General features: G+C 54.7%; 7 protein-coding genes. 3 read left to right on the top strand and 4 right to left on the bottom strand.

Annotation, left to right across the window (positions count from 1 at the left end; all coding sequences use genetic code 11):
- Positions 1-448: 448 nt before the first annotated feature.
- Positions 449-1612: a type III PLP-dependent enzyme gene (locus FFS64_RS15990; protein WP_137806186.1), complete on the top strand. Its 1164-nt coding sequence runs from the start codon at positions 449-451 to the stop codon at positions 1610-1612.
- A gap of 99 nt (positions 1613-1711) precedes the next feature.
- On the opposite strand, the gene FFS64_RS15985 is transcribed toward FFS64_RS15990, so the two are convergent.
- From FFS64_RS15985 to FFS64_RS15970, 4 genes are all read right to left on the bottom strand, one after another.
- On the bottom strand, positions 1712-3955 hold the full coding sequence (locus tag FFS64_RS15985; protein ID WP_137806185.1) for an alpha-xenorhabdolysin family binary toxin subunit A: 2244 nt from the start codon (positions 3953-3955) through the stop codon (positions 1712-1714).
- 300 nt (positions 3956-4255) lie between these two features.
- Positions 4256-5368: an alpha-xenorhabdolysin family binary toxin subunit A gene (locus FFS64_RS15980; protein ID WP_137806184.1), complete on the bottom strand. Its 1113-nt coding sequence runs from the start codon at positions 5366-5368 to the stop codon at positions 4256-4258.
- 311 nt (positions 5369-5679) lie between these two features.
- Positions 5680-6441 (bottom strand): tetratricopeptide repeat protein, encoded by a 762-nt coding sequence (locus FFS64_RS15975; RefSeq protein WP_137806183.1) that lies wholly within the window; start codon positions 6439-6441, stop codon positions 5680-5682.
- The gene (locus FFS64_RS15970; RefSeq protein WP_137806182.1) at positions 6438-7118 is read right to left on the bottom strand and encodes a Fe2+-dependent dioxygenase; all 681 of its coding nucleotides are present in this window, start codon (positions 7116-7118) and stop codon (positions 6438-6440) included. Before FFS64_RS15970 ends, FFS64_RS15975 begins: the two co-directional genes overlap by 4 nt.
- 205 nt (positions 7119-7323) lie before the next feature.
- On the opposite strand from FFS64_RS15970, the gene FFS64_RS15965 reads away from it, so the two are divergent.
- Both FFS64_RS15965 and FFS64_RS15960 read left to right on the top strand, forming a co-directional pair.
- Positions 7324-9648 carry a TonB-dependent siderophore receptor gene (locus FFS64_RS15965; RefSeq protein ID WP_137806181.1) on the top strand — a complete coding sequence of 775 codons (2325 nt, stop codon included), beginning with the start codon at positions 7324-7326 and terminating at the stop codon, positions 9646-9648.
- A gap of 241 nt (positions 9649-9889) precedes the next feature.
- On the top strand, positions 9890-12406 hold a 2517-nt coding region (locus FFS64_RS15960; protein ID WP_137806180.1), incomplete at its 3' end, for a sulfite reductase flavoprotein subunit alpha.

Below are 12406 nucleotides of genomic sequence, written 5' to 3'. Positions count from 1 at the left end.
CCTGACGGCCTCCTGCCGCTATCACAGTCGAACAGGACGGCACTCAGTACCCTTCAAGGGGAGCTCCACCGTTTCGCGACTCTCGTCTCTGGTCGACTCCCCCTGAATCACTTCAAATTCCCCTACCGAGGGAACATCACACCGTCACACAGGTCCGTTACATCAGTAACGGTCAGGGACCGCACGACGGAAGCGTGCAAAAACGCGACATTTTTTGTTGATCTCAAGCCCCTCACGCCCTAAAGTTCGCGCCGAACGTCCATGCTGGAAACGATCCATCCGGCTCAAGTACTGACGACGAGACAGCAAGGCCAAGGGAATCAGCGCTTCCCATGGCCTTTTTGCTTTCGGCGACATGCCTTGGGAAGTAGGCGAACCAAAGTGGGGATACGGAGGACGTTCATTTGCACCCATTGATAATTTCAGTTTGCCAGTAGGAGTTCCCAGCATGTCGATCCAGGTCGAAGACTATTTCGCGCGCGATACCTTTCAGAAAATGAAGGCGTTCGCCGACAAGCAAGAAACCCCGTTCGTGGTGATCGACACCGCGATGATCAGCCAGGCCTACGACGACCTGCGCGCCGGTTTCGAATTCGCCAAGGTCTACTACGCGGTCAAAGCCAACCCGGCCGTGGAAATCATCGACCTGCTCAAAGAGAAAGGCTCGAGCTTCGACATCGCCTCGATCTACGAGCTGGACAAAGTGCTGAGCCGTGGCGTCAGCGCCGACCAGATCAGCTATGGCAACACCATCAAGAAATCCAAGGACATCCGCTACTTCTACGACAAGGGCGTGCGCCTGTACGCCACCGACTCCGAAGCCGACCTGCGCAACATCGCCAAGGCCGCGCCGGGCTCGAAAGTCTACGTACGTATCCTGACCGAAGGCTCGACCACTGCCGACTGGCCGTTGTCGCGCAAATTCGGCTGCCAGACCGACATGGCCATGGACCTGCTGATCCTCGCTCGCGACCTGGGCCTGGTGCCTTACGGCATTTCGTTCCACGTCGGCTCGCAGCAGCGTGACATCAGCGTCTGGGACGCGGCGATCGCCAAAGTCAAAGTCATCTTTGAACGTCTGAAAGAAGAAGACGGCATCCACCTGAAGCTGATCAACATGGGCGGTGGCTTCCCGGCCAACTACATCACCCGCACCAACAGCCTGGAAACCTACGCCGAAGAAATCATCCGTTTCCTCAAGGAAGACTTCGGCGACGACCTGCCGGAAATCATCCTGGAACCAGGCCGTTCGCTGATCGCCAACGCCGGCATCCTGGTCAGTGAAGTCGTACTGGTCGCACGTAAATCCCGTACCGCCGTCGAGCGTTGGGTGTACACGGATGTGGGCAAATTCTCCGGCCTGATCGAAACCATGGACGAAGCCATCAAGTTCCCGATCTGGACCGAGAAGAAAGGCGAAGTGGAAGAAGTGGTCATCGCCGGTCCGACCTGCGACAGCGCCGACATCATGTACGAAAACTACAAGTACGGCCTGCCGCTGAACCTGGCGATCGGTGACCGTCTGTACTGGCTGTCGACCGGTGCGTACACCACCAGTTACAGCGCCGTTGAGTTCAATGGTTTTCCACCATTGAAATCGTTTTACGTGTAAAGGTAGCTACAAGTTTCAGCCACACAATCAAAAGGCCCGTGACAAGTCACGAGCCTTTTGATTTCCTAAATCACTGAGTTCAATGAGCGAACATTAATTTCATAGCCGCTCAGAAACTTTCAAAAACTCAATGAATTTCTTAGCTTCGCCTATAAAAGCCATACAACGATCACCAATTTCGCCAGTCGAATTACTCTCTATAAAGCCTACAAACTTCCCGAAGGCACTATTCACCTTCTGATACTCAGCAGCATATTTCAACCGCTGATCATTGAGCGAGTGAACTACCCCAACAAACTCCACTTTCTGTTTCAGCACCCTGATTTTTTCACTTTCGGCTGCGACTCTCTCGTGCAAGCTATTTATCCGTGACGACAGCGCCCTACAGTCCGTCACCATAATATCAAGCGAAATAGCCTCTGGCACACTCTCCAAAGCCTGTGAAAGCTCTCGAAGTACCAAAATGACCCTGCCAGCGGATGATTGCGTCAGTCCTAGTGCAATAAGATTTTGCAATGTCAATCTAGTGTCATTGGTCTTGATTTTACTTTCGACAAGCTTGATTGCTTCCATAGCAGCCTTATGAAGACTTTCAAGCTCAGCCAATTTATTGTTCAGATACTCCCTGGACTCCCTTGCATTCTTTTCATCCAGTTCTAACCCCTTGACAAACTCAAACGTCAAACTAGATTCAAAGACCACATTAATATCTTCAAAACAGTTGCTGATGTAGCTAGCTGCAGTACGGGTAGTATGCGTTTTAGTGAGCTCTCGCTCCAGGTCTTCTTTGACTTCTTCAAGTTCCTCTGAGTCGATAGCAGTACCCTGCAGTTCTTGCTGAAGAGTGGATAGGCGGCGGATTCTGGTTTCCAGTTCTATCCTACAACCGAGGCTGTGTTCCCGCAAAGTTGAGGTGCAGGTGCTGACGCCTCTTACGATACGCTTGGCTCGATCAAAAAAATCAGGCAAATAACTGAGCTTTATAAACAAGGCTTCAGCAGAGACACCAATAATGACAATCTCATCACCTTTACCTCGCAACATCTCAACATCTACTACAGGATAAGCTGGCTCACGAAACATTCTCATCATCGTTCTTGGCGTCATGTTTTTATCTCGGTAATACTCTTCGTCTGCATCTCTGAAAATCTGAATCAACGCATCAGAATCCTGACGAATTTTTGTCCATGGGTGCACAACATTTCTAAATGCCACCATAAAACGCCGCAAAGACAGTGCATCACTTATTTCTGAAACTGTTTTCGACGATTCAGACACGTATCGATGAACTGTATTCCACACGAACACCAAATTCCGTGTTGCGACCTCGGCCTCGACCGCAATCAAATCAAGATTCTGAAGGTCGTGCTCCACACGTTTTAGAGAACCCAGCGTTTGGTTCTTTTCCCTAAGACGTTCAAGGTCGCGATCTTGCAGCACATTGAGCTTTTTGCGATCCGCCCTGATATCCTCCGCCTGAATGCCATAATAAATTGCCCCTGCAACTCCGACAAAACTCGCCTCCCCAGCAGACTTAAACGACTCAGCAACGAAAGTCTTATAGTGCGAATTCAACTCACCTATCTCTTCTGCACGCCGATCAATAACCGCTTGTAGCGCATTAATCTCATCAGAGTAAGATTGTGTCTTTATCAATTGAGCCCGAAACTTAATGCTGGGAATTACCTTCTCGCGCAAATCACCATCAAATATAGCCAGCTTACTCTTGATAGAGTTAACTTTTTCCAGATTAATAGAAACCTTTTCGAAAATCTTATCAAGACAGTAACTCAAATCAACAACAGTATCAGGTTCTAGCTCAAGCCCTGGTAGAGGTCCCCAATTCCGTTCGACAAGTTTAAGATCCGCAAGGGTTTTGACATCATATTTATCCAGAGCTCTAGCGGCTTTTACTTCGCTGTAAATCTCTTCGATGCTACTACCATAACTCTCCATGTGAGCACCGAACAGCTTTAGCTCTGTGCCGGTAAGCATGATCTGCTCCCGCAGCGGCGACCAGCTTTTGGCGTGATTGCGCGTCATCAGGAACGTACCTAGAAAGTCAACGGCTTGTAGGCCTTCACTGCCCGTATCTTCTACGCCATAGTTCAAGTAACTAATAACATCCTCAAGCGTATAGGGCAGCTTAAGTCCCGCCGCTTCATACCTGCGAAGATCAATGACCTGCTGCTTGGTCAATATCAAACCAGTCTCTCGCTTGGATTCACTCGACCTACCGACTGAAGCATCAACTAGCACTTGCGGGGCAATCGCCGCGACTTCGGAAATTTTGTCATATCCAGCCCCCTCGTATACTTCCTCCCACAACTTACTACTTCCCATAATTAATCCTTTAATTATCGATCAAAAAAAAACAAATACTTACAAACTAGAACAACGCAATAGCGAGTGCTTCCGCTAAAAAGCTAACACAACAGACAGCCGCTGTGAAACAACATAAAGAAACCAACTCCAGGAAAACAACACAATACCTGTATCAAGTCATGAAACAAGCGCTCACCGCGAACAATAAAACACCGCAACATCAATTAATACCATAAAGATCCCGCTACCAAGACGGCATAAACATCGACAGCGACTTGGATCAAGCAAAGATTTGCCTCATCCTAATTCACAATTATATTACGTCGATGTTCGTGTACCTAAAATCTGAATCAGCGCATCGGCATCCTGTTGAGTTTTCGCCCAAGGATACACAATCGCTCTAAGAGAGATAATAAAGCGTCGCATACTCATTGCGTCTGTGATATCTGATACAGCTGATACAGACTCTGAAACGTACCGACAAATAATATTCCAAAGGTATACCAGATTCCGCACAGCCAACTCAGCCTTGATCGCGATCGCTTCAATATCCTGAATATTGCGCACCGCTCGCTCTAGAGAACGCAGCGCTTGAAGCAAACTATTGTGCAATCGTATGTCGCTAACTTGCTGCTGCACAGCCTCTACAAGTTCGGAGTTAACCCTCTTCGCTTGAGCGTATCTAAGTATGTCAGGAACAATCAGGAATGACGATAAAGCGTCTTGCTCAGATAAACCTGCAAGATGGGTATTCAAGCTATTAATCTCTTCATCGCGCCGAGAAAGCGACTGCTTCAGCGAATTGATTTCATCGACGCAAGCCTGTACATCAACCAGTTTCAATCGAGACTTTATTCCGGGGATCACCTCCTCGCGCAACACTCTATTAAAGCCATCCAGGTCTCTCTTGATACTAAAAACGGACTCGTGAGCAGCACAAACCAATTCAAAATATTGAGTAATTCGGTATTTAGTATCTGGAGTTGTGTATGGCTCAAGTTCAAATCCCGGCAATATTCCCTGTCCCCGCCGAGCCTTCTTATAATCTGCCAACGTATTGATATTCAATTCGCCAAGAGCCTTGGCGGCTTTGATTTCACTGTAGATGCGCTCCATGTGTTCACCGTAACTCTCCATTCCCTCACCGAACCGCTTAAGGTCAAAACTGGTCCGTGCGATTCGAGCCACCAGCCGTGACCAGCGCTCGGTGTGCTTACGCGTCAAGACGAACGTAGCCATTAAATCATTGACCTTAAGTTTCGCATTGTCCTCTGGCAGGCCGAAATTCAGGTAGCTCGCGACATCCTCCTGTGTGCAGGGGAGCGCAAGCCCCACTCGCACATAATTGACAAGATCAATGAGTTGCGATTCTGCCAGTATCAAACCTTGATCACTTGAAACGTTAATTAAGCTCAATTTTTCATCATCCATAATTTACCAATTAATACTCAACCATTTCTACTCCAAGCTAACAGATCGAGAACAACGCAATAGCCCGCAGCATCACTGACAAACTAATGCACTAAACAAAGCACAGTCAAAAAACTGTAAAACCATTCATAACAAAATAATTGAGCGATCAAACCGCCTCATCATTTCGGAATTCTACGTATAAGGACAATTACAAGTGAAACGCCCACAACATGTTATGGGCCTTTTTGTATCTGCTATTTCAGTTCAGAAACAGAGCATGCGATGAATAGCCAGTGGCGAGGGAGCTTGCTCCCTCGCCGAAGTCAGTGTTACTTCCGCTCCTCACACAACTGAAGGAACCTTTGATTAAATTCTGCCGCAAAAGCGCGAATATGCGGATCACTTGCGCTCGCCAATGCCTGACTTGCCACCCGCAGAAAACTCAGATTCCCACCGTCCAATGCCTTGCGCAACCAGACCAGCGCCTCATCGACACGGCCTTCATCCGCCAGCACTGCGGCATAACTGAACTGCCCACGGAAATCTCCGCCGACCGCCGACCTTTGGTACCAGTCACGGGCAGCTTTTGCATCTGCGGGGCAAAAGTGCCCTTCTTCCAGATATCGCCCCAGCAGGTTCATCGATTTCGCATGACCAAGTTCAGCGGCACGGTGATAGAAACTTAATGCTTGCGGCTGATCCTCAACGACACCACGCCCCGTCGCCAGTAAGTTGGCGTAGTTGTACATCGCCCAGTCAAGCCCGGAGTCTGCCGCGATCTGATAATGCCGCGCAGCGACCGAGGCATCAGCAACACAACCCCAACCATGCTCATGACAACGCCCCAGCATGTTGCGAGCCATCAGGTGCCCTTGTCGGGCGGCGATGTCGAACCAGCGCAGTGCCAGCGCCTGATCCTGCGCAATCCCTCGCCCGTCCAGCAGGATCTGCCCGAGCAACGCCTGGGCATCGACAACACCTTCACGGGCAGCCATGAGAATCGCCTGGGCAGCACGCGCCGGGCTTTCGTCGAGCATGGATTTGAGCTGTTCGCCGTCGAGTACTTCTTCGCGGCGCAATTGAAAACTCATACGTCGACCCAACGGCGCAGAAGGTTGTGATAAGTGCCGGTCAGGCGAATCAGCGAAGGATGATCCGGTACATCCTGGGTCAATTGGCGGATCGCGCCGTCCATCTCGAACAACAGCGCGCGCTGGCTATCCTCTCGCACCAGGCTTTGGGTCCAGAAGAACGAGGCGTAGCGTGCACCACGAGTCACGGCGTTGACCTTGTGCAGGCTGGTGCCGGGGTACAGCACCATGTCGCCGGCCGGCAACTTCACCCGCTGGGTTCCGAAGGTGTCCTGAATTTCCAGTTCACCGCCGTCGTAATCCTGCGGCTCACTGAAAAACAGGGTCGCCGACAAATCGGTGCGCACCCGTTCGACGCTGCCCTTGGGTTGTCGCACGGCATTGTCGATGTGGAAGTCGAAACTGCCACCGGCCGTGTAACAGTTCAGTAACGGAGGAAAGACTTTGTGCGGCAGTGCCGCCGACATGAACTGCGGATTTTTCCACAACCGCTCCAGCATCGCCGCGCCGATCTCCTTGGCCAGCGGATGACCTTCAGGCAATTGCAGATTGTGCTTGGCCTTGGCCGACTGATAGCCGGCAGTGATCTTGCCATCGGCCCAATCGGCCTGTTCCAGAGCCTCGCGGATGCGCTGCACTTCTTCTTTGTCGAACAAGCCGGGAATGTGCAGCAGCATGGGAAGACGCCTGAGATCGAGGGGCGCCAATGGTATTGATTCTTATTGCCCGTGTAAAACCCGGCAGACGAACGAACCAGTAAAAACCGTAAGGCTAAATTGTAAAGAATGTAAATTCAGCGCGAATAGTAACGTTTCGCAATTGATACAAAGACGCGTCTACCCTATATTCCGCAGCCTCAAATCCTTGGGGAGGGGAATAAAAATGTCACGTCAACACCCACAATTACCGGTCAGTTCACCACGTCTGCTCGCCTCTGCAATTGGCGTGGCAATTACTGCCGGCTCTGCGGGCCACATGGTTTTCGCGGCTGAAAAAGCCGACGAAAAAGCACCGAGCAACACCCTTTCGCTGGGTGCTACCGCGATCACTGGTGAAGCCCGGGACGAGACCTCCTACAACGTCGAGAAAGCCTCCTCGCCCAAGTACACCGCACCGCTGGTCGACACGCCGCGTTCGATTACGGTCATCCCGCAACAAGTCCTCAAAGACACCGGCGCCATGAACATGCAGGACGCACTGCGCACTGTTCCAGGCATCACCTTCGGCGCCGGTGAAGGCGGCAACCCGCAGGGCGACCGTCCATTCATCCGCGGCTTCGATGCCCAGGGCGACACCTACCTCGATGGCGTGCGCGATACCGGTTCGCAGAGCCGCGAGATCTTCGCCATTGAATCGATCGAAGTCAGCAAGGGCCCGAACTCGGCCATCGGCGGCCGTGGCGCGGCGGGCGGCAGCATCAACCTGGTGAGCAAAAAAGCGCACCTGGGCAACTCGTTCGACGGTGGCTTTACCTGGGGTTCGGACCAGACCCAGCGTTACACCATGGACGGCAACTATCAGTTCTCCGACACCGTTGCGGGTCGTCTGAATCTGATGAGCCACGAAAGCAACGTCGCCGGTCGCGACAGTGTCGATTACGACCGCTGGGGCGTCGCGCCATCGCTGGCCTTCGGCCTGGGCACCGACACCCGCGTCAACCTCGACTACTACCATCTGGAAAGCAACGACACGCCGGATTCGGGCATTCCGTACTCGATCCCGACCGCAGGTTCGGCTGCTCGCACCAAGTCCAACCCGGACAAGCCCCAGGATGGCGGCGACAGCAGCAACTTCTACGGCCTGGACAACCGCGACTTCCGCAAAGGCCGCGTCGACACCGCGTCCATCGCCATCGAGCACGACCTTACCGATGCGCTGACCGTCAAGAACACCCTGCGCCACGGCAACAGCATGCAGGACTACATCCTGACCCAGCCGGACGACAGCAAGGGCAACGTCAACAATGGCAGCGTCTGGCGCCGTGCGAATACTCGCGTCAGCAACACCGAGACCACCACCAACCAGACCGATCTGTTCGGTGATGTCTACATCGCCGGCTTCAAGAACAGCTTCGCCACCGGTATCGAGTTGAGCCGCGAGGAAAGCCAGAAATCCTCGTACAACGTCAACACCGACACCACCCCGGGCACAGCGGCCGTCACCACCAACTGCTCGCCAGCCTTGATCGGCGCGCCAAGCGGTTACAACTGCACCTCGCTGTCCAACCCGAACCCGAACGATCCATGGAACGGCGCGATCTCACGCAACTACGCCGGCACCGATACCAAGGCCAACACCTACGCGCTCTACGTGTTCGACACCCTGGAGTTGTCCGAGCAGTGGCTGGTGAACATGGGCCTGCGTTACGACCATTTCGACACCGATTACAAGACCTACAACGCCGCCGGCACCACCACGTCCAAGGGCGATGACGTCAGCGAGTTCGTCACCGGTCAGTTCGGCGTGGTCTACAAGCCAGCGGAAAACGGCAGCATCTATGCCTCTTACGCCACGTCCGCCATTCCACCGGGCTCTACCCTCGGCGAAGGCCAGGACGGCAACCCGCTGGGCGGCACGCCAGATCGCAACGGCAACCTGCTGAGCAGCGACATGGAGCCGGAAACCACCAAGAACTACGAAATCGGTACAAAATGGGATCTGCTGAATGATCGTCTGTCGCTGACCGCCGATATCTTCCGCACCGAGAAGGAAAACGCTCGTGTGCAGACCAACACCACGACCTACGAAAACGTCGGCAAAACCCGCGTCCAAGGCTTCGAGCTGTCGGCCACCGGCAAGCTGACCGACAAATGGCAAGTCTTCGCCGGTTATGCCTACATGGACAGCGAGCAAGTCGACGGTGGTGACATTCCGGCAAACCGAGCCAACGACGGCAACGAGCTGCCTAACACGCCAAAAAACAGCGCCAGCCTCTGGACGACCTATCAGGTCACACCGAAGCTGACCGTCGGTGGAGGTGCGTTCTATGTCGACGACGTATTCGGCAGCGCGGCCAACACCACCATGGTCGATTCCTACGTTCGCTACGATGCGATGGCCGCCTACAAACTGACCAAAAACATCGACCTGCAACTGAACGTGCAGAACCTGACCGACGAAACCTACTACGACAAGGCTTTCTCGAATCACTTCGCCAACCAGGCGGCGGGCCGTACTGCCTTGCTGAGCACCAACTTCCACTTCTAATGGAAAGGTGATCACAACCTACTGTAGGAGCGAGCTCTCGATGGACACGGGGTGTCAGGTTTTTCTCGTCATCGTTGACGACCATCGCGAGCAAGCTCGCTCCCACAGGTAGGCGTGATCAGCGGCAGGCCCCGTTCATCCAGGTGAACGGGGCTTTTGTGTGTAAAAAAGAATGCTTCTCGAAAACCCACGGCATAATGCGCGCCGTGACGATTATTTTTAAACGAACAAGGCGAGCGACGTGTTGAAGAAAACCCTGTTCCAGTTGCACTGGTTTTTCGGCATCAGCGCCGGACTGGTCCTGGCCCTGATGGGCATCACCGGGGCGACGGTCTCGTTTGAGGATGAAATCCTCTACGCGCTGAATCCTTCGGTGTTGCAGGTACAAAAGCAGGTCGCCGGCGTACTGCCGCCCACCGAACTGGTGGAGAAAATCGAAGCGGCCACGGGCAAAAAAGTCGCAATGCTCTCGGTTGATATCGATAGCGACATTGCCGCAAAAGTGTTCTTCACCCCGTCACCAGGTGAGCGTCGCGGGCCAATGCGCTTCTTCGACCCGTACACCGCCGAACTCATGGGCGATGCCACCGGCCAGGGCTTCTTCGGCCTGATGCTGCAACTGCATCGCTTCCTCGCCATGGGCGACACCGGCCGGCAGATCACCGGTGCCTGTACGTTGATCCTGGTGTTCTTCTGCCTCTCCGGCCTGTACCTGCGCTGGCCGCGCCAGTGGAAAAGCTGGCGCGCCTGGCTGACCCTCGACTGGAAGAAAAAAGGTCGCAGCTTTAACTGGGACCTGCACTCGGTTGCCGGCACCTGGTGCCTGGTGTTTTACCTCTTTTCCGCGCTGACCGGGTTGTTCTGGTCCTACGAGTGGTACAGCAAGGGCCTGACCCAATTGCTCTCCGACTCGCCGCAGAGCGAGCGCGTCCGCGCGCGCGGTCCGGCGCCAAGCGGCCCGGCCCCGACAGCCGATTACTCGGCGATGTGGAGCAGCATCTACAGCGCGGCCGGTCCCGACCTGAGCTTCTACAACACCCGCATGCCACCGGTGGCCGGGCAACCGGCGACTGTTTACTACCTGCTGAAAGACTCGCCCCATGACCGCGCGCTGAACCAAATCTCCCTCGACCCGGTCACCGGCGTGATCAAACGGCATGACCGCTACAGCGACAAGAGCTTTAAGGCGCAACTGCTGACCAGCATCTATGCACTGCACGTCGGCAGTTACTTCGGCCTCGGCGGGCGCATCATTCTGACGATCACCGCCCTGACCATGCCGCTGTTTTTCATCACCGGCTGGTTGCTGTACCTCGATCGCCGCCGCAAAAAACGCCAGATCAAGGATGCCCACAAAGGGCTCGCTCAACCGGGCACCGGCGCTCCGGCGTGGCTGATCGGCTTCGCCAGCCAAAGCGGGTTTGCCGAGCAACTGGCGTGGCAGACGGCCGGCCAGTTGCAAGCCGCCGGTCTGCCGGTGAAGGTGCAGCCGCTGGCGAGTGTCAGCGAGCAGGACCTGCGTGACTCGAACAACGCGCTGTTCGTGGTCAGCACCTTCGGCGATGGCGAAGCGCCGGACAGCGCCCGTGGCTTCGAGCGCAAGGTACTGGGCCGAGCGTTGAGCCTGGAGAGCCTGAACTACGCAGTACTCGGTCTCGGTGACCGGCAGTATCAACACTTCTGCGGTTTCGCCCGACGCCTGCACACCTGGCTGGGGGAACACGGCGGCAAGACCCTGTTCGCCCCGGTGGAAGTCGATAGCGGCGACCCTTACGCCTTGCGTCACTGGCAACAGCAACTGGGCCTGTTGACCGGCCAGGCGCCCATGGACACCTGGCAGGCACCAAGCTATGACAACTGGACCCTGAGCCGCCGCGAATTGCTCAACCCTGACAGCAGTGGTTCGGCTGTCTATCTGCTGGGCTTCACCGCACCGACCACCAGCAGCTGGCTGGCCGGGGATCTGGTGGAAGTGTTGCCGCGCAATTGCCCTTGGGCGATCGAGCATTTTCTCGATGGATTGGGGATCGACGGCCGAGCCTCCATTACACACGATGGTTTGTCGCAACCACTGGAACAAGCCCTCGCCAGCCGACAGCTGCCCGAGAACCGCAGCCATCTGGTCGGTCTGCACGCGCAAGCGCTGGTGGATGCCCTTGTGCCGCTGGCCATGCGTGAATACTCCATCGCCTCGATTGCAGCCGATGGCATCCTGGAACTGATCGTGCGCCAGGAACTGCATCCTGATGGCAGCCTGGGGGTCGGTTCCGGCTGGCTCACCGAACACGCGCCGGTGGGCAGCAGTATCAGCCTGCGGGTGCGACGCAACAGCAGTTTCCATCTGCCCAACGACGCGGTACCTATGATCCTGGTCGGCAATGGCACCGGCCTGGCCGGACTGCGCAGTCTGCTCAAGGCGCGGATTGCCGATGGTCAGCAACGTCAGTGGCTGTTGTTCGGCGAGCGCAATCGGGAACACGATTACCTGTGTCGCGACGAGCTGGAAGAGTGGTTGATTTCCGGCGATCTGCAGCGCCTGGACCTGGCGTTTTCAAGGGACCAGGCCGAAAAGATCTACGTGCAGGATCGCTTGCGTGAATCGGCCACTGAACTGAAGAAATGGCTGGCAGACGGTGCCGTGATCTACATCTGCGGCAGCTTGCAAGGGATGGCGGCCGGCGTGGATCAAGTACTCAACGATGTACTCGGTGCCGCCGAGGTTGAACGCCTGATCGAACAGGGCCGTTATCGCCGCGAC

This window comes from Pseudomonas sp. G(2018) (genome assembly GCF_005502415.1).
GTDB lineage: Bacteria > Pseudomonadota > Gammaproteobacteria > Pseudomonadales > Pseudomonadaceae > Aquipseudomonas.
Note: the sequence above shows the minus strand (reverse complement) of the source record. Positions and strands in the feature narration are given on the sequence as shown.